The organism is Paenibacillus shunpengii, from assembly GCF_042684905.1.
Classification (GTDB): domain Bacteria; phylum Bacillota; class Bacilli; order Paenibacillales; family Paenibacillaceae; genus Paenibacillus; species Paenibacillus shunpengii.
Genome location: NZ_JBHUMJ010000003.1, coordinates 127,884 through 146,299, shown reverse-complemented (window position 1 = coordinate 146,299; position 18,416 = coordinate 127,884). Strand labels below are relative to the sequence as shown.

Annotated in this window: 15 protein-coding genes and 1 pseudogene; 9 read left to right on the top strand and 7 right to left on the bottom strand. The window is 46.6% G+C overall.

Annotated features, from left to right (window positions below; all coding sequences use genetic code 11):
* Window position 1 precedes the first annotated feature (1 nt).
* From ACFSVM_RS15065 to ACFSVM_RS15050, 4 genes are all read right to left on the bottom strand, one after another.
* Entirely contained in the window at window positions 2-718 is a 717-nt protein-coding gene (locus tag ACFSVM_RS15065) for an ABC transporter permease (protein ID WP_076314838.1), read from the bottom strand.
* Entirely contained in the window at window positions 715-1,626 is a 912-nt protein-coding gene (locus tag ACFSVM_RS15060; RefSeq protein WP_076314839.1) for an ABC transporter ATP-binding protein, read from the bottom strand. The genes ACFSVM_RS15065 and ACFSVM_RS15060 overlap by 4 nt, the downstream gene beginning before the upstream one ends.
* 61 nt (window positions 1,627-1,687) lie before the next feature.
* The gene (locus ACFSVM_RS15055; RefSeq protein WP_256209804.1) at window positions 1,688-3,157 is read right to left on the bottom strand and encodes a HAMP domain-containing sensor histidine kinase; all 1,470 of its coding nucleotides are present in this window, start codon (window positions 3,155-3,157) and stop codon (window positions 1,688-1,690) included.
* Between the two features lie 8 nt (window positions 3,158-3,165).
* Window positions 3,166-3,843 (bottom strand): response regulator transcription factor, encoded by a 678-nt coding sequence (locus ACFSVM_RS15050; RefSeq protein ID WP_076314840.1) that lies wholly within the window; start codon window positions 3,841-3,843, stop codon window positions 3,166-3,168.
* A 316-nt stretch (window positions 3,844-4,159) separates the two neighbouring features.
* Here ACFSVM_RS15050 and ACFSVM_RS15045 point away from each other — a divergent pair, with 316 nt between their 5' ends.
* The 3 genes from ACFSVM_RS15045 to ACFSVM_RS15035 all read left to right on the top strand — a co-directional run bounded on the left by ACFSVM_RS15045 (window position 4,160) and on the right by ACFSVM_RS15035 (window position 8,978).
* Window positions 4,160-5,902 carry an alpha-glycosidase gene (locus tag ACFSVM_RS15045; protein ID WP_090725782.1) on the top strand — a complete coding sequence of 581 codons (1,743 nt, stop codon included), beginning with the start codon at window positions 4,160-4,162 and terminating at the stop codon, window positions 5,900-5,902.
* A gap of 221 nt (window positions 5,903-6,123) precedes the next feature.
* Window positions 6,124-6,414 (top strand): ArsR/SmtB family transcription factor, encoded by a 291-nt coding sequence (locus ACFSVM_RS15040; protein WP_090725784.1) that lies wholly within the window; start codon window positions 6,124-6,126, stop codon window positions 6,412-6,414.
* Window positions 6,411-8,978, top strand: coding sequence for an FAD-dependent oxidoreductase (locus ACFSVM_RS15035; protein ID WP_090725785.1), 2,568 nt, complete (start codon window positions 6,411-6,413; stop codon window positions 8,976-8,978). The genes ACFSVM_RS15040 and ACFSVM_RS15035 overlap by 4 nt, the downstream gene beginning before the upstream one ends.
* A 90-nt stretch (window positions 8,979-9,068) precedes the next feature.
* Here ACFSVM_RS15035 and ACFSVM_RS15030 read toward each other — a convergent pair whose 3' ends face one another.
* Window positions 9,069-10,313 (bottom strand): L-lactate MFS transporter, encoded by a 1,245-nt coding sequence (locus tag ACFSVM_RS15030; protein WP_076314844.1) that lies wholly within the window; start codon window positions 10,311-10,313, stop codon window positions 9,069-9,071.
* A gap of 291 nt (window positions 10,314-10,604) precedes the next feature.
* Between ACFSVM_RS15030 and ACFSVM_RS15025 the strand changes: the two genes are divergently transcribed.
* From ACFSVM_RS15025 to ACFSVM_RS15015, 3 genes are all read left to right on the top strand, one after another.
* A complete protein-coding gene (locus tag ACFSVM_RS15025) occupies window positions 10,605-11,507 on the top strand; it encodes a LysR family transcriptional regulator (RefSeq protein ID WP_090725787.1) in 903 nt (300 codons plus the stop codon).
* 137 nt (window positions 11,508-11,644) lie between these two features.
* A complete protein-coding gene (locus ACFSVM_RS15020; RefSeq protein WP_379263130.1) occupies window positions 11,645-12,382 on the top strand; it encodes an SDR family NAD(P)-dependent oxidoreductase in 738 nt (245 codons plus the stop codon).
* A gap of 228 nt (window positions 12,383-12,610) precedes the next feature.
* Window positions 12,611-13,633 carry an LLM class flavin-dependent oxidoreductase gene (locus ACFSVM_RS15015; protein ID WP_379263128.1) on the top strand — a complete coding sequence of 341 codons (1,023 nt, stop codon included), beginning with the start codon at window positions 12,611-12,613 and terminating at the stop codon, window positions 13,631-13,633.
* Window positions 13,634-13,829: 196 nt separating this feature from the next.
* Here ACFSVM_RS15015 and ACFSVM_RS15010 read toward each other — a convergent pair whose 3' ends face one another.
* Window positions 13,830-14,594, bottom strand: a complete 765-nt coding sequence (locus ACFSVM_RS15010; RefSeq protein ID WP_379263126.1) for an ArsR/SmtB family transcription factor — start codon at window positions 14,592-14,594, stop codon at window positions 13,830-13,832.
* 184 nt (window positions 14,595-14,778) lie between these two features.
* Here ACFSVM_RS15010 and ACFSVM_RS15005 point away from each other — a divergent pair, with 184 nt between their 5' ends.
* The 3 genes from ACFSVM_RS15005 to ACFSVM_RS14995 are packed head-to-tail and all read left to right on the top strand — an operon-like array spanning window position 14,779 to window position 17,373.
* Window positions 14,779-15,330: an NADPH-dependent FMN reductase gene (locus ACFSVM_RS15005; protein WP_379263125.1), complete on the top strand. Its 552-nt coding sequence runs from the start codon at window positions 14,779-14,781 to the stop codon at window positions 15,328-15,330.
* Between the two features lie 59 nt (window positions 15,331-15,389).
* Window positions 15,390-16,934, top strand: coding sequence for a GDSL-type esterase/lipase family protein (locus ACFSVM_RS15000; RefSeq protein ID WP_379263123.1), 1,545 nt, complete (start codon window positions 15,390-15,392; stop codon window positions 16,932-16,934).
* A gap of 28 nt (window positions 16,935-16,962) precedes the next feature.
* Window positions 16,963-17,373 (top strand): ester cyclase, encoded by a 411-nt coding sequence (locus tag ACFSVM_RS14995; RefSeq protein ID WP_379263121.1) that lies wholly within the window; start codon window positions 16,963-16,965, stop codon window positions 17,371-17,373.
* A gap of 108 nt (window positions 17,374-17,481) precedes the next feature.
* Here ACFSVM_RS14995 and ACFSVM_RS14990 read toward each other — a convergent pair.
* Window positions 17,482-18,036, bottom strand: a pseudogene (locus ACFSVM_RS14990) (IS3 family transposase); the annotation flags it as partial.
* Window positions 18,037-18,416: the final 380 nt, after the last annotated feature.

Genomic DNA, 18,416 nt, shown 5'->3' with positions numbered 1-18,416 from the left:
GTCAGGCCACCTCCTTTTTACCGAATAACGACATTCCGGCTAGAAGCAGTACTGCCCCAAGACCTAGTCCAAACAAAGCCAGCATCTCTCCATCTGGCAGCATAATACTGAACATTGGCCAGGAGAGCGGCACAAATTCGGGAAGCTGGGCACTAAACAAGCCCATGATGGCAAGTGTAATCCCGATGGTCACAGACAAGGCCTGATTCTCATACGTCATCGTCAGCATAAACAGTAATGCAATCATCGGCGAAGACGCCGCAAGCGGAAGGAAGCATAGCTTCAGCAGCTCCAGCCAGGGAATATGCATATTGAATCCAAGGGACAGTCCAAGCAGAACGATGCCGATATACAGCAGTGCACAAGAGCACAATAGCAGCAGAAAAATGACTGAAAACTTGGAACAATACACCTTCCATCTGGATACGGGAAGAGCAAGCAGCTGCTTCCAGGAGCCCTGCTGATACTCTATCCCTGCCAGCATGGAGCTCAGGATGGTAGCGCCAAGAAGAATGGCAAGCGGCACAAAAGGTTCAAAATTGTAGAGTAGTCCATCCCACATCCCCTCTTCACCGTACAATCCCTGTAAATAATCCAGACGAAGTCCGAAATTAAGGGCATTCATCGCAACCAGACCAATGGGAGCCAGAAAGACGAGAAACCACAAGCCTTTTTTACGTATCTTGAGAAGATCACTATGAAACAGCCGCATCATCATTTAACGACCCCTCCAACCACTTCTAGGAAGAAGTCCTCCAGCGACTGCCTATGCTCCTCAACCCGGTATATGCTGTGATCCTGCTCCACCAATCGGCGGACCAGCGCGGCAATGAGATGATCGTCCATATGGTTAAACGTAAGCCTCGCTCCTTCGACTTGACCCCATTGTCCCAGCTCTCTGGCAATTTGCAGAGCAGCTTCAGCATCAGATACGGTGAGACGAATCGTGCTTCCAGCTTCCTGGTGCAGCCGCTCAATCGTATTCTGAAATACGAGCTGTCCTTCGCGAATAATACCGACGGTGCTTGCCATCTGCTCCACTTCGCTAAGCAAGTGGCTGGAGACAAGTACGGTAATGCCGTATTCCTGCGGCATTCGTTTGATGAGCTCACGAATCTCCTGAATTCCTGAAGGATCAAGACCATTTGTCGGTTCATCCAGGATGAGCAGCTCAGGATTACCAAGCAGCGCATTTGCAATACCGAGCCTCTGCTTCATTCCGAGAGAGTACCCCTTCACCGGCCGCTTGGCATCCTTCGTCAGATCGACAATACGCAGTACTTCGTCGATTCTCGATTTCGGTACATCCAGCAGGAGACGGCTTGTCTCCAAATTTTGAATAGCATTCAAATGGCCATAGTAGGATGGATACTCGACCAGGGAACCCACCTTCCGGAGAATTTCCATCCGGTGGTTACGGATATCCTTGCCGAAGATACGGATATATCCCTTCGTCGGTTTAATAAGACCGAGCAGCATCCGAATCATCGTTGTTTTTCCAGCGCCGTTCGGTCCCAGGAAGCCGTAAATTTCACCTTTCTTTATTTGCAAGCTGAGCTCTTTGACCGCTGCCTTGCCGCGGTATGTCTTCCACACATCAGCTGTTTCAATCATCCATTCATTCATTTGTTTATCACCTCGGGAACTATCATAACGCTCCCGGTTTAAGGTGAGGTAGGCACGAAGTTTAAGTTTTGTTTAAATTGTACTTATCACGGGGATCGCGGAAGCGGGGCCCAATCGTGATGCTTGTCCCCCGTGCAGAGCTTTCTGCCTCCCGCGAGAGCTCCATTCCTTCAAGCAGCAGATCCACGATTCGAAGTCCGATTCCTGCACCAGCTGATGCAGAATCTCCGCTTATGCCAGGTCCATGATCCTCAATCACAATGCAAGTCTCCCCAAGATGCTGTGCTGTTGCAACTCTCACATACCTGCCTGATTTGGCATGACGCATTATATTCTGAAACAGATTGTCCAGTACGCGGCGGAAGCCTTGAATATCCACATTCCATATCAATGGCTGCTCGCTGAGCTCAATATCGATGGTAAATTCAGCGGATTCCCATAATGGATACCAAGCTGCTGTGCTCTCTCTTACAATGCGGACGACATCCGCTTGCTGCAGCTTCATCGTATACTTTCCGCTCGACAGTAAGTTATAGGACAGCAGGTTGTCGATCAGTCCCCCCAGGTCGTCAATCTTCCCCTCAATTCGGTGGAGCGATTCCTGTCCAATTGCTGTGAGCGGCTCTTTATGAAGCGCATGCAGATGCCCGCGCACGACAGTCAGCGGCGTTCCTAGATCATGCGACAGGTCAGCGATCAAATTTTTACGCAGCTGCTCCTCCTCCTGCTGTCTCCCCCTGCTGTCTCTCAGCTGATGCACCATCCCATTGAATGACTTCTCGAGCTGTCCAATTTCGTCGGGCTGTCTGACTTCTACCGGCAGCGGAATACCGTCAGCGCCAGGCGTCGATACCGCGACCTCAAGCCTTGTCAGTCGCTTGCTGATGCGCCGGAAGAATGACCAGGAAATGAGCATAAACAGCCCTAAAATGATGATCATAGCGAGCGTGTTATAGATGGCCCAGCCTCCCGTGTCAGAAGAGCGGCTCAGCACATCCCTTGGCAGCGCGAGGGATATAAATCCTTCACCCAGATCCTCCTGCCCGCCTCCGATAAAGGCTACGACAGTATAGACTTCCGTGTTGCCTTGTGCATTCTTCATATATTCCACAGCATCAGAAGGCTTCCAGCGGGACTGAACCTGCAGGGTGTCCGGCTTCTTGAAGCTGGTCATACCCGTATCATCCACCCAAAGAATCGTCGATTCCTTATAATGCTCGCCAAGCTCTGCCAGCCTCGACCTAACGCTGTCCTCCGGCAATCCGCTGAGCTTCTTCGCTTCTTCATGCCAGTCCGTTTCGATCTGAATGGAGCTGCCGTAAGGCAGATTATCGTCCTTAGCCGAATGGACAAAAGGATACAGAACACCGAAGAGAAGCCCTGTTGACATAAAGGCAATCGGCAGGAACACCATCGCAATAATGACGATCAGCAGATAACGCGACATCAGTGAATTTTTAAAATGAATTCTCCCATTGCGTTGGCGAAGCCCCCGTTTGTTCTCCTCGCCTTCTCTTAGGTCTTGTCTCATCCTATATCTCATGCCTTCACCCGGTAGCCTACACCCCTGATCGTCTCAATAATTTGGGGTTCAGCGGGATCCTGCTCCAGCTTCTCTCGCAGATGACGAATATGGACCATAAGCGTCTTGTCTCCTTCCATATAAGGCTCACCCCATACGGATTCATAGATCTGCTCTTTTGTTTTGATCTGTCCCAGATGTCTCAGCAAGTAATTAAAAATATGAAACTGCTTGCCGGTGAGCACGATTTCTTCATTCGCTGACGTATCGATGATTCGCTGTTCGTCCATATAGACATTCAGATGATGGAGCACGATATGCTCTAAACGGGGCAGCGCCTGGCCATTCCGCCGAAGCAGCACCTCTACTCTGGCTGCCAGCTCATCCGGATGAAAGGGCTTGGTCAAATAATCATCAGCAAATTCGAGTCCCTGCAGCTTGTCATCAATGGACGTACGTGCAGAGAGCATCAAGATTGGCAGCTCCGGAAGCTCCTTCTTAAGCCGCTGGCCAACCGTGAAGCCATCAAGTCCGGGCAGCATGACATCGAGAATGGCCAGATGCGCTTCACGTGCCATGGAGACAGCCTTCTCTCCGCTCTTTAACCAGAGCACATCATAACCCCGGTCCTCAAGATCGGCCCTTACCAAATTCCCAATTTCGATATCATCCTCAATATAGAGCAGTGTTGTCATTCCAGTAACACCTCATTTATAAATTATGTACGCGCTTCATTGCAGAAACCAGGATCTGCATGGTATATTACAAATTGAAGCTAATCTGCTGCAAAGTTCTACAACCCAGTATAACTTCACGCATTTTAACTCACAATTAAAAGGCCATGATATCTGTGATGAATCCAGTACAGGTACAACCTCGGAGAACATTATCTCTCTTTGGTTGTGCCTTTTGTTTTTTATGATCAGGACAGAACCGGTATCTCACCTTAACACTATGGCCCTCATTCCATTCATCTTATTATGTGGAAATATACAAAGGAGGATTAATACTATGCAATTAGAAGCCATTTATCATCACCCTAAACAGCAGTGGTCCTGTGCTTATGACAAGGATACCATTATCATTCGGATTCGCACCAAAAGAGATGACGTTCATAAGGTCTCCATTATAACCGGAGATAAATACGACTGGGAGCGAACTAAAAAATACATACCCCTTAGCAAGATGACCTCCGATTCCATGTTCGACTATTTCAGCTGTGAAGTACAGCCGCCTTACCGTCGCCTGCGCTACGCCTTCCTGCTGGAAGATGGGGAAGAGAGCATATGGATGGATGAGAATAACTTTCTCGAGGAAGAGCCTGACAATCCGGACCGTATGTTTGAATTCCCGTATATAAATGGAGTGGATGTATTTACCCCGCCGGCTTGGGTGAAGGACGCTATATTTTATCAGATCTTCCCGGAGCGTTTTGCCAACGGTGACAAGAGTAATGATCCGGAGAATGTACTGCCTTGGGGCGGCAAGCCTGAGCGTGATAACTTTTTTGGAGGCGATCTTCAAGGGGTCATTGATCACCTGGATTATTTGAGCGAGCTCGGAATTACAGCCATTTATTTTACTCCGATCTTTGAAGCGACCACCAACCACAAGTATGACACCGAGGATTATATGCGGATTGACCCGCACTTTGGCGATGCCGACACATTGAAGAAGCTGGTGAAGCAGTGCCATAAGCGCGGTATCCGAGTACTGCTTGATGCGGTGTTTAACCATTCCGGCCGTACATTCAAGCCCTTCGTTGATCTGCAGAAGAATGGCGAGCAGTCCAAATACAAGGATTGGTTCTATATTCGCAGCTTCCCGATTGAAGTCGTTGACGGCATTCCAAGCTATGAAACGTTCTCTTTTGAGCCGCTCATGCCGAAGCTGAACACCGAGAATCCTGAGGTCAAGGAATATCTTCTGAATGTGGCGGAGTACTGGATTAAGGAGATCGGAGTAGACGGCTGGCGTCTTGATGTGGCGAATGAGGTAGATCATGAATTTTGGAGAGAATTCCGTCACACCGTCAAAAAGGTAAATCCGGATGCCTACATCCTTGGAGAAGTGTGGAATGATGCTTCCCCATGGCTGCAAGGGGATCAATTCGATGCGGCTATGAACTATCCGTTTACCAATGCAGTCGTTGACTTCTTCATCAAGGATGAGATTGACGCTTATCATTTTGCCAATTCGATCGGGCGGCAGCTATCCCGTTACTCGCTTCAAGCGACAGAGGTAGCCTTCAACCTTCTGGATAGCCACGATACCCCCCGCCTGCTCACCTTGAGCAAGGGAGACAAACGCAAAATGAAGCTGGCCGCCCTCTTCCAGTTCACTTATATCGGTACTCCTTGTATTTACTATGGAGATGAGATCGGGATGGATGGAGAACACGACCCGGGCTGCCGCAAATGTATGGAATGGGATGAATCCAAACAGGACCGTGAGCTGTTCACTTACTATCAGCATCTGATTGAATTGCGCAAATCTCATCCTGCCCTTCGTACTGGCAGTGTTCACTTCCTTGAAGCTGAGCAGGACGGCAAGAAGCTGGCCTACGCACGGAAAGACGAGAATGAAACCATCGTTATATTGACCAGCACTTCCGAGGATCCAGAATCCTTCGCTGTTCAGGTGGATGGAGCCTCTTACCTCGATCTCCTGTCCGGTAATGAATGGCCGGTTACGAACGGTAAGCTGAACATGGAGCTCCCTCCATTCGGTTATGCGGTTCTGAAATCTGTATAAGTACACACAGCCGGATGTTATCCTTCCTTGTGATTTACTTTCCCAGGGAAGCAGCATCTGGCTTTTTTATGCAAATGGAGCTTACGGTTGATTTATATATCACTATATCGTAATATTACAATATAATGATTTATAATAACAAATGAATCATAATTTTAAGTTTTCATAACGATTCGTTTATTACCCATCACCTTGAAGTTCTTAAGAGGAGGCTGTTATCAGTGGATAATAATATCAAAATATATAACGAAATGGCCGAATGTCTGAAGGCGCTGGCCCATCCGGTTCGGCTATGTATTTTAAGGGGACTGCTTCAGAAGGGCAGCTGTAACGTCAGCTACATGCAGGAATGTCTGGAGCTTCCTCAATCGACCGTATCCCAGCATCTGCAGAAGCTGCGGAGCCTGGGCATTGTCGAGGCTGAACGGCATGGACTCGAAGTGACTTATTCCGTAAAAGATCCCCGAGTTAAAGGGATTATCGAAGTATTTTTTCAGGAGGAAGAGAAATGAGTAAAAAGGTAATTATTGTCGGCGGCGTTGCTGGCGGCGCTTCTGCTGCTGCACGGCTGCGGCGGCTGGATGAAACAGCACATATCATCATGTTCGAACGGGACGAGTACATCTCATTTGCCAATTGCGGACTTCCCTACTACATCGGAAATACGATTCAGGACCGCTCCAAACTGATTGTTCAAACACCGGAAGCGATGACGAAGCGTTTTAATCTGGATATTCGCACTCGAAGTGAAGTCATCTCCATTGATCCTGACGCCAAAAAGGTAACGGTTAGAAGCTTGGAGCATGGAACCTACGAGGAGACCTACGATGCACTTGTGCTCTCACCCGGAGCCAGACCCATTCGTCCGGAGCTGCCAGGCATTGATCTTCCGCATATCTATTCCGTACGCAACATTCCGGACACCGATCGGATTAAGCAGCAGGTCATCTCGCCAGACACCCGCTCTGCGATTGTTATCGGCGGAGGATATATCGGTGTGGAGATGGCTGAGAACCTGAAGCTGGCTGGCCTTGAAGTGACACTCGTGCAATCTGGACCGCAGATTATGAATTCCTTTGACCCGGAAATGGCAGGGATGCTGGCGAAGGAAATGGAAGAGCAAGGTGTACAGCTGATCCTTAATGATAAGGTGCGGTCGTTTAAGGAGCATGGCGTTCAAGTTGAAGCGTTACTGGAGAGCGGACAGACGCTGCATAGCGATATCGTTATTCTTGCTGTAGGGGTTGCACCGGATACAGGCTTCCTGACAGGAAGCGGCATCAAGCTGGGAGCGCGCGGTCATATCCAGGTGAACGAAGCACTTGAGACCAACGTGGAAGGGGTCTATGCCGTAGGAGACGCTGTCGAGATTCATGCGGGTAACGGAAAGACAGCTATCCCTCTTGCCGGACCGGCAAATAAGCAGGGAAGAATTGCGGCTGACCGCATTGCAGGTCTAAGCACAACATACAGCGTATCTCAAGGAACCTCTATTATTAAAGTGTTTGATGTGACAGGAGCCCAAACCGGGCTAAGTGAGAAAACGTTGAAATTACTTGGGCTAGCATATCATGCAGTTTACATTCATCCGAATGCACATGCCGCATATTACCCTGGCGCAACTCCCCTTACGATGAAGCTGCTCTTTGATTCCGAGGGTAAGATTCTGGGGGCTTCAGCTGTCGGGCGTACAGGAGTAGATAAACGGATAGATGATATTGCAGCTGTGCTGCATTTTGGAGGGACGGTCACCGACTTAACCGAGCTGGATCTTGCTTATGCCCCGCCCTTCTCATCTGCCAAGGATCCCGTCAATATGCTTGGATATGTTGCCGAGAATGTGGTAACCGGGAAAACGACGGTATATGTGAGCGAAGACTTGCAGAACCGAAATCCGGACACGACACTGCTCGTCGATGTCAGATCAGAGCTCGAGCATCAGAACGGTCACATCCCTGATTCGGTTAATATTCCGGTCGATGAGCTGAGAGATCGATTATCTGAGCTGGATCGAAATAAAGAAATCTGGGTGTATTGCCAGGTGGGGCTGCGCGGATACACATCAGCCCGTATTCTGCAGCAGCACGGATATCGGGTCCGCAACCTGACAGGAGGATATAAAACCTATATGATGAACAAATTTGAGCCAAAAAAGCCGGACAGAAAGGAAGCTTCCACTGAAATCGGACAAAAGCCTGAATCTCCAGCTAAGGAAAAAGGATCAGGAACAGAATCACGTTCCGGCTCCGCTGTGACCGCATCCCCTGCCTCCGTTCCGGTGGTCGAGAAGGAAAGCTCCATACCAGAAGGTATGCCTATCCATGCAAATATGAAGCTGGATGCATGCGGCTTGTCCTGTCCTGGGCCTCTTGTGGAAGCGAAGCAAGCGATGGATGGGCTTGCAGCAGGACAGATCCTGCATATTACCGCTACCGACCCCGGCTTTTATGAAGATGTACAATCCTTTGCCCGTATGTCGGGTCATGAAGTACTGTCCGTAATTAAACAGCCGAACGGAGAAATAAGCGCACATCTGAAAAAGGATGGCGTTAAGCAACAAGCTGCTGTGCTTTCACTGCAAAATGAGTCCCAAGCCTTCGCAAGACCGGAAGGCACTACCATGGTCGTATTCAGCGGCGATCTGGATAAAGCGATCGCTTCCTTCATTATTGCAAACGGTGCTGCAGCAAGCGGCAAGAAGGTTACCCTGTTCTTCACCTTCTGGGGACTGAATATTCTTCGGAAAACCGAGCCGGTGGATGTGAAGAAGAACTTCATGGGGCGCATGTTCGGAATGATGATGCCAAGAGGAAGCCGGAAGCTTGGCCTCTCTCGTATGAACATGCTGGGTGCAGGCTCCAAGATGATTCGCAGTGTGATGAAGCGAAGCAACATCTCCTCGCTGGAAGAGCTGATGGACACCGCAGTTTCTCAGGGTGTTGAGCTTGTCGCTTGCCAGATGTCGATGGATGTAATGGGCATCAAGCACGAAGAGCTGATCGATGGGGTGAAGATCGGCGGTGTCGGGTACTATTTGGGACAAGCCGATCAATCCGGAATTAATTTGTTTATCTAAAATTTAAATTAACAAGAGGAGCAGCACTCATGGTTAATACCACGAGAGCTGCTCCCTTTGCTATCCCCGATCTGGAGTTCGGAGACGTCTTTAAATCGCTGATTTCTCCAGTCTTTTTTTATTCATATACATAATGACGCCGACGAGCATAATTCCGATAGCGGTGAGCACTGCAGCCGATACGTATGCACTTGTAAATGCTCCTGTCGTTTCTTTATAGTAGGAGGCAATCCGCGGGCCCACAAATGAACCGCCGGAATAACCAACAAACACGATCGCATAATTGATACCCAGATTCTTAGGTCCAAACGACTTGCTCGTCAGTGGAGGGAACACAACAAGTAAACCCCCAAAGGAAAAACCAAGCAATATGATACAGATTGCAAAGAATGTATAATCCTTAGCTACCGTCATCAATAGAAGTGCCGCAATGGTCATGAGCAGACTTACAAGCAATGCGGCGTAGTCACCAAATTTATCGTAAATGACGCCAAAGCTGAGTCTACCAACAAAGTTGGCAAGCGTACTGATGCTGACAATGATTGCACCTGCTGCAGCTGTTAATCCAATCTGGTCCTGAGCTATAATGGAAGCCGAGCTGACCATCATGGTACCCGCTGTACTTGCGCTGACCAGCGTTAAGAAGAGCAGATAGAACAGCGGTGATTTCAGCATTTCCTTCCAGTTATAATTCATCACCGTGCCCGTTGAAGTGCTGCCGGAGGTGGATTGATCCGGATTCCAGCCCTTAGGTCTGTAATCCGCAGGCGGAGAGACTAACAACCACCCCGTAAGGAGAATCGCAATGGTATAGAATATCCCCAGGATCTGATAGGATGATACAACCCCCATCCGTTCAATCAACGTTGCAGAAACCGGTGACAGAATAAACGGACCAATTGCCGCACTGGACAATAATAGACCGGAAATTTTCCCACCCTTATCGGGGAACCAACGGACCGCTGTAACAAGGGCGGAGTTGTACATCAGTCCTGCTCCTCCACCGGCAATCAAGCTAAAGGTTACATAGAACATCGGAATACTTTGGACATAACCAGTAAGAAACCAACCAAGTCCGAATAGTACACCCCCTACATACATTAACACTCTAGCGCCATATTTATCCGTTATTCCTCCTGCATAAATAGCAATCAAAGCAAAAATCAAGGTGTACAAGGAATAAGCCAAGTTGTAATCTGATGTGGCCCATCCATGAGCTTTGGTCATCGGATCCGAAAATACACTGTAGATGGCTACAGAGGATACACAGAATATAATAATCCAAGCTGCTGCAAAAACAGCCCATCGGTTAAACTGTTTGGGTTGAGATGACATGCATAACATCCCCTTTCTCTTTTTTCAACTCATTTTTTGAAAGCGTTTACTCAAAGAGGCGTCACAACTTATAGAAGCAACTATTACAATAAGAAATCCCCTGTAGGGTCGTTGGCCATGACTTCTCGATTCATTAAATTGTCCCTATATACACATCATAAAATTGACGGAATTGTGACATCGCTCTTTCTTCCCCTATCTTATAAGAATATAATAACAATGTATAATACATATTTATTAATAAAATCATTCCATTGAGGTTATCAATTATAGAAAGCAGGTTACAACGATATGGAACTTCAGCAGCTTCGCTACTTTCAAGTTACCGCCCGCTGTGAACACATGACGAAGGCAGCTCAGGAACTCAATGTTTCTCAGCCTGCACTAAGCAAAACCATTGCCCGCCTTGAAGAAGGACTCGGAGCACCACTCTTCCATCGGGAAGGCAGACAAATCAGACTCAATAATTTCGGGAGTTCGTTTCTTGTACGAGTCGATCGTATCTTTCAAGAGATTGAAGAAGGTCAGCGCCAAATTCGCGATATGTCCGGTCTCGATAATGGCATCATATCGGTTGGCATTTCGTTGCCGCATATTTTGCCCTTTCTGCTGACTGATTTCTTGAAGCTCCACCCCAAGGTCGAAATCAAGCAATATCAAATTCATTCAAAAGATATGAGGGGCCCGCTTGAACAAGGCAGTATGGACATATGCATTTCCTCCAGCCCTATATTTGGAGGTCATATCGAATGGATGCCGCTGCTTGAAGAGGAGATTTTCCTCTCCGTTCCGAGCAACCACCCCTTTGCAGACCGCAACAGCATTTCTCTCGAAGAAGTCAAGGATGAGATCTTTATTAATCGTTTTATTGGATATGAATTTCGGGATCTATGTGATCACTTCTGCAGTCAGGCTGGATTTACAGCGAACACTTCAATTGAACTGGAGGAGGCAGGGGCGATCCTGCGATTGGTAGAGCTCGGTGCAGGCATCTCTTTTACGCCTCAATTATCTCTACTGAACAAGTGGGGTCCGAATACGGTCCAGCTTCGGATCAGCAACCCGAACTGTAAGCGTACCATCGGTATTGCTTGGAACAAGGAACATTATCTTACCAAAGCGGCCGTGGAATTCCGGCAGTTTACGGTTGATTTTTTTCGCAACATCGTCTCTACGTATTACCATCAAACCTAGAATTACTCGAAATCTTGTTTATAACTTTAAGGTTATAGAATTATGTCTAAATATGTATTAGATATTATATAAGAGAAGTCTATAATTAAACCTGTAAGAGTTAGTTACATTCATCCACTTTACAGGGGGTAATTATAATGAGATTACAAAATAAAGTCGCAATCATTACCGGATCAGCCTCCGGTATGGGTAAAGCGGAAGCGCTTGCATTTGCTAGAGAAGGCGCTAAAGTCATCGTAGCCGATATGAACCTCGAAGGAGCAGAGCAAGTCGCAGCGCAAATTAAAGAGAACGGCGGTCAAGCCGCAGCGGTCAAAGTGAACGTCACTGTGCTGGAAGATCTCTCGAATATGGTTGAATATACGAAGAATACCTTCGGTCAGATTGACATCGTTGTTAACAACGCAGGGATCTTTGACAAGTATACGAACAGTCTGGAAACGACTGAAGAACAATGGGACTTAATGTTCGATATTAATCTCAAAGCCATCTTCCGTATTTCCAATCTAGTACTGCCTCATATGATCGAACGTAAACAAGGAACCATCGTGAATATTGCTTCTATTGCTGGACTCGTTGCCCAGATGGGAGGCGCAGCCTATACTGCATCCAAGCATGGAGTGATTGGTTATACGAAGCACCTCGCGGCAGTGTATGGCAAGCACAATATTAAGATCAATGCGATTTGCCCGGGTACAATCTCTACTCCAATGACAGAAGAGATGCTCAAGACTCGTCCTACCGACAAGATTCCATTGGATCGCTTCGGTCAAGCCCAAGAAGTTGCTGATCTAGCTGTATTCCTCGCTTCTGATGAGGCCAAATTCATGAACGGTGCTATGGTACCGATTGACGGCGGATACACTATCATTTAATTCTTCTTGATGAACTGAATTCTATTTGTGATAGACAAGCCGGCTCCGCTATATGGAGCCGGCTTTTTTACATGCATGCCAGAGCCCTATCTTACACATAACTAATATGAATCCAGACAAAATCCACATATCTATAATTTATGATATAATGGAAATGCTATTCTTTTTGTGCCTTATCTCGAAAGATTAACGATACATCATAACTACAAGGAGGCTTACTACAAATCAATGACTACTGAATCTACAACCCATAAGAAATTAGAGGAGATTCCCTTCTCCATTCTGGATCTGGCCACAGTAACAGAAGGGTCCAACATCAGCAGTGCGCTGAAGAACTCCCTTGAGCTGGCTCAGCATGCAGACGAGCTTGGATATAACCGTTTCTGGCTTGCCGAGCATCATAATATGCCGGGGATTGCAAGCTCCGCAACTTCTGTAGTCATCGGACATATTGCAGGCGGGACGAAGCGTATTCGTGTCGGCTCTGGCGGTATTATGCTGCCGAACCATGCCCCTCTCGTTATTGCAGAGCAATTTGGTACACTTGAATCTCTGTATCCGGGACGTATTGATCTTGGCCTTGGACGCGCTCCAGGTTCTGACCAACTGACATCTCGCGCCCTTCGCCGCGGACCAGGAAGTGACGGTCAGGATTTCCCGCAGCGCCTTGAGGAGCTGCAGCATTATTTCAAGCCGACGTCGACCTCATCAATGCAGGTGCATGCATATCCAGGACGTGGACTCGATATCCCGATCTGGCTGCTCGGGTCAAGCGGCTTCAGTGCTGAGCTCGCGGCACGCAAAGGTCTCCCGTTTTCTTTTGCCAGCCATTTCGCTCCAGACTATCTGCTGCCTGCGCTGGATTACTACTATAACAACTTCCAGCCTTCAGAAGTGCTGGAGGAGCCTTATGCCATGGTCGCTCTGAACGCTTTTGTGGCAGAGACAGATGCGGAAGCCCATAAGCTTGCGACTTCACATCAGAAGCAGTTCCTCAATATGATCCGTGGGCGCTTCGGTCTCATGCAGCCTCCCGTTGACGAACTGGACTGGAATATGCAAGAGAAAGCTATTGTGAAAGGACAGCTCCGCTATTCTGTCATGGGAGATAAGGACAGTGTCCGTGATCAATTGAATCAAATGCTGAAGCAAACCGGCGCTAATGAGTTCATAGTAACCAGCCCGATCTATGATCATCAGGCAAGATTGCATTCGATCAAGCTGCTCAGTGAAATATTTAACCAAGGTTAATAGAATCAATTTCATAACTCAAGGCATTATGAAATTGATTCTATAATTCCAAAATATAAAAAAGCCAAGACGAAACAGGGAATCACATGATCACTTTTCCTGCACATTCGTCTTGGCTTCTTTATTAGAAATGATCCCCCCTTCATAACGTCATTTTAATGAGTCACTTCTTTAGAAGCTGATGATTTCCTAGTCATTATTTTTCACTGAGCATCTTCCCAGTCTCAAGCAGTGTCTTCATACCCGAAAGCACAATGGGCAGCCCGTTCTCAAGAATCTTTGCCGTGTGCCCAGCCTGCTCGAATTCATCATGGATCACGGTTACAAGGGTCACATTCTCAAGCTCGGCATGCGGATCAATCTCCCAAGTGATACGCGATGGGGTATCGCTTTCCGTACCCGGGAAAGAAACAAACCGCCAGCTCATCACAAGCTTTTTGGGAGGCTCCATCTCGAGAATGATCCCTTCTGCTTTCTTCTCTTCTCCATTCCACAATTCAAAGGTTTCTTCGACTTCCCAAGCGGACCGAACAGCACAATTGAACCAAAATTTCGATGTCTTCTTCGGATCTGTGAGAGACTGCCACACTTGCTCGGGCTTAGCTTTAATCGCGATCCGATTTACATGACTAGGTTTCTTTTCCATATTCATTTCACACTCCAATTCGTTTTGAAGAGATGTTAATCCCATTGCCCATGGTTCTGCGTATTTGCTCACCCATCGTTCATAAATATGACGGATAGGCACCGCGTTTAAATAATGCAGCTTTTCACGTCCTACTTTTCTGGTGGTGATGAGACCGGCTTCCTCCAATATTTTCAGATGCTTCATAACGCCGAATCGGGACATCTCCAGCGGTTCGCATAGATCAACGAGCGCCTGCCCGTCAGAGGTGTGGAGCAAGTCTAAAAGCAAGCGGCGGCTAGGATCCGAGAGCGCTTTAAATATGTCATTTTCCAAGTTAAATACCGCCTTCCAGATTTTTTGGTAAAAATTGATTGACACGTTACCACTTGGTAACGTATTATAAAAGCATAACAAGTTACCTATAAGTCACATATTAACACAAACGGATGGGTTTGTCAGTCTAAGACAGCCATATCCTGCACTCACAACTATTTAATTAGGAAAGGTGATGTTAGAGATGAAAGTAACCTTGATCGCGGGCAGCAATCGCACAAATGCGAGTAGTACGAATCTTCTTCGCTATGTTGGGTATCTGTTGGAAGCAGAGGACATATCAGTTCACTTCATTGACTTATCGAAGATACAGCTGCCTCTTTTTTCTCCAGACAACTGGGATTTTCATTCGGATGCTAAACGTGTATTGAATGCAATTGAAGAGGGAGACGGTTTGATAATTGCTACCCCTGAATACCATGGCTCAGTATCAGGAGCGCTTAAAAACGCCTTGGACTATATAACCGCAAGCCAGGTTGCAGGCAAGGCGGTACTGTCGGTAAGCTCCGCAGGAGGCCCGCTCGGAGTCAGCTCGCTATCACATTTGCAAGCCATTATACGCAATTTACACGGGATTAATTGTTCGGAGTGGATCTCGATCGGCTATGGACAGAATACATTCGATTCCGATGGAGCTCCGCTGGATGAAGGAATGAAGGAACGGGTGCAAAAAGCAGTCAACCACTTTGTGGATCTGACTCAAAAGCTTAGAGCAGCAGCTCGGGCGGAACACTAACTCGTCTTTTTTTTCATCAATACGTTACTAAATGGTAACATATTTAAGGAGGCACCAACTTGATAAAAGAACAGAATGAATCTGAAGGCACATGGATGACCACCTGGTTTGCGAGTCAGACATACTATGACGGAACATTTGCCGAGGAGCGATTCGAGAAACAGACCATTCGAATGATCGTACATCCTCATGCCTGTGGCTGCAAGATTCGGTTGAAGTTCTCCAATCTTTACGGCTCTGAGCCAGCCGTATTCTGCGCAGTGAACGCAGCTATATCCACGAAGGGCGGGGAAACGATGCCCGGGACCAGTCGCCCTGTTACCTTGAACGATCAAAGCACTTTCAATATTCCCGCAGGGGAAGAAGTGCTTTCGGATCCTGTTGATCTCGAAATTAATGAAGATGTTGACGTAGCAATAAGTATTTATATTTCGGAAGTGACCCGAAGCTCAACATGGCATTTCTCACCTTCCCATTCAACCTATATAGCCGAAGGAAACCATGCCTGCGATCATAGTGCAGAATTTTTTCGAAAAAAAATTCACTCTTACTATTGGCTATCCGGCATGGAAGTATTGATACACAGCGAGCATTTCCGAGTTATAGTCGCTCTCGGCGATTCCATCACTGAAGGAAGCACATCCACTCCAGACGCTAATCAATCTTGGCCCGATCTGTTCTTTGCACGGCTTCGGAGGCATATTCCCGCCTATCCTATCTCCGTTCTCAATGCAGGAATCGTTGGTAATCAAGTATTGAGAAATGGACTTGAGGCTCGATTCCCAATCGGTGGAGAAAGTGTACTTTCCCGTCTAGATCGCGATGTAAGTTCACATTCAGGAACTACCGATGTGATCTTTCTTGGAGGAATTAATGATATTGGGCTTGGAAATGCAACCGCAGATCAGTTAATTGATGGAATGAGGGAACTGGTAGTGCAATTGCATGCGAAGGAAGTTCGCATCTACGCAGGTACAATCCCTCCTTTCGGCGGAGCTTCGACCTACTCCAATGAGAAGGAACTCGTCAGGCAAGAAGTGAACCGCTGGATCCGAACCAACGAAGTCTTTGACGGCATCCTGGACTTCGAAGCGGCTCTTGCTGATCCACAGCAACCCGAACAATTGCTTCCGGCCTATGATTTCGGCGATCACCTTCATCCTTCCGATGCGGGATTTCAAGCCCTAGCTGAGTGTATTCCCATTTCCCTGTTCATTAAAAAAACAACGAAGTTAAATAAAAAGGAGATGTGCAGCATGAAAACGATAGAACAAAAAAATATAGAAACAGTAACTGCGTTTATCGAGAATTTAGACAATCAGAGCATATTGGAGAAGACAGACCAATTTTTTGCAGCACAAATAACGGAAGCATTTACAGATCGGCAGTTTACCGTGGATGAGATATTGGCCCAAGGAGAGAAAGTGGTTGCCAGAATATTCATGACCGGAGTACATGCAGGCCATTTTGCAGGAAACGCACCTACAGACAAAACCGTGAAAGTTACACAGTTCCGCGAATTCCATGTAATCAATGGGCAAATTGCCGAACATCGCGGATGGTTCGACACAGCAACGCTTTTACCTCAAATTCAGGCGAAATAACCTAATAAAACACTAAGGAGATGATTGTATGAATACCCTGGAACAAAACAATGTGGAGATGGTAAAGCAATTTATTGATTCATTTTGGAACGAGAGTGAATTCGATGCAGTGGATCAATTCCTGTCCGAAGATTATCAAGAGCTCTCTTATCAATCCAAGGAGGGTCTACAAAAGTTTGCTGCAACGATTCTAGATGCCTTTCCCGATAAGCGCTACACCGTGGAAGAAATCATTGGTCAAGGAGAGAAGGTACTTGTAAGAATGACGGTAAAAGGGACGCACGAAGGCATGTTTTTTGGGACTGCTGCCACGGGTCATATGATTGATGTCACGTTGTACCGTCAATATCGTGTCGTGGACGGTAAAATTGCCGAGCATCGCGGCTGGATCGATATGGTGACCATGTGGAGCCAAATCCGAGGAAAAATAGATAGATAATGGTATGAAGAAAAGATGAAATTACTTCCTTAAAAAACTCAAATAACATAAAAGCCAAGGTCCTTGATTGGATGAAGTGCCCCCTAAAAGTTAGACACGGTTATTTCATCAGGCAGCTTTCTCAAAATGAGTTTCGTACTGTACCGGACTCATTTTGAGTTTTGACTTCATTCGCTTAGTATTATAGTAATCCATATATTTTTCAAGCTCATGTATAAAATGCTCTACACTTTCGAAATTCCTTATAGTAAGGAGTTCTGATTTCATGATACCAAAGAAGTTTTCCATCACTGAATTATCGTAACAGTTTCCTTTACGAGACATGCTTTGTTTAATTCCTCTTTCTTGGAGCGCATGACGATAAGGTTTCATTTGATAGTGCCATCCTTGATCTGAATGAAGTAGTAGTTCGTGCTTTTCCGGCAAGCATTCTAGAGCTTTCTCTAACATCTCCGAAACAAGTGAATAGGTTGGTCTAGTGCCGATTGTATAAGATATAATTTCTCCGTTAAACAAGTCTAAAACAGGCGATAAATAAAGCTTCACACCTTATAATTTGTACTCCGTAATATCCGTTACCCACTTCTGGTTTGGAGCATCAGCTGTAAATTGACGTTCTAAATGATTGGGTGCAATTTTACCTATCGTACCCTTGTAAGATTTACCGTTGTATACGTAGAGATTTTAAAAAGAGCCGCAGTATCCATTAAAGACGCACCTGATTGAACCATGTAGCTTAGTACGTCTAGTTAAAACGAATAGAACAGTCTGTATAGGTGTTTTCAAATCCTTGTTCTTCCATGCAAGTCGTACAACTTCAACCAGTATTGAAATTGTGCTTTGTTAACACCTACTTGCTTTGCATATTCTGATTGAGAATTAACTCTCGAGTCAAAGTTCTGAACAATTTTTAATTTTAGATCACATGTATATTTGGCCATAAAATAAAAGTGCACCTCCAATTGTTAGATCGTGTCTAAGAATTGGGGTGCACTTCAAGTAACTTCGCACAATATGCCGGTCAATATACAATGTTGCTCCCT

Bases quoted from the DNA above. Each gene is read 5' to 3' on its own strand.
- ACFSVM_RS15065 (WP_076314838.1), bottom strand. From the start codon at position 718: ATGATGATGCGGCTGTTTCATAGTGATCTTCTCAAGATACGTAAAAAA.
- ACFSVM_RS15060 (WP_076314839.1), bottom strand. From the start codon at position 1,626: ATGAATGAATGGATGATTGAAACAGCTGATGTGTGGAAGACATACCGC.
- ACFSVM_RS15055 (WP_256209804.1), bottom strand. From the start codon at position 3,157: ATGAGACAAGACCTAAGAGAAGGCGAGGAGAACAAACGGGGGCTTCGC.
- ACFSVM_RS15050 (WP_076314840.1), bottom strand. From the start codon at position 3,843: ATGACAACACTGCTCTATATTGAGGATGATATCGAAATTGGGAATTTG.
- ACFSVM_RS15045 (WP_090725782.1), top strand. From the start codon at position 4,160: ATGCAATTAGAAGCCATTTATCATCACCCTAAACAGCAGTGGTCCTGT.
- ACFSVM_RS15035 (WP_090725785.1), top strand. From the start codon at position 6,411: ATGAGTAAAAAGGTAATTATTGTCGGCGGCGTTGCTGGCGGCGCTTCT.
- ACFSVM_RS15030 (WP_076314844.1), bottom strand. From the start codon at position 10,313: ATGTCATCTCAACCCAAACAGTTTAACCGATGGGCTGTTTTTGCAGCA.
- ACFSVM_RS15025 (WP_090725787.1), top strand. From the start codon at position 10,605: ATGGAACTTCAGCAGCTTCGCTACTTTCAAGTTACCGCCCGCTGTGAA.
- ACFSVM_RS15020 (WP_379263130.1), top strand. From the start codon at position 11,645: ATGAGATTACAAAATAAAGTCGCAATCATTACCGGATCAGCCTCCGGT.
- ACFSVM_RS15015 (WP_379263128.1), top strand. From the start codon at position 12,611: ATGACTACTGAATCTACAACCCATAAGAAATTAGAGGAGATTCCCTTC.
- ACFSVM_RS15005 (WP_379263125.1), top strand. From the start codon at position 14,779: ATGAAAGTAACCTTGATCGCGGGCAGCAATCGCACAAATGCGAGTAGT.
- ACFSVM_RS14995 (WP_379263121.1), top strand. From the start codon at position 16,963: ATGAATACCCTGGAACAAAACAATGTGGAGATGGTAAAGCAATTTATT.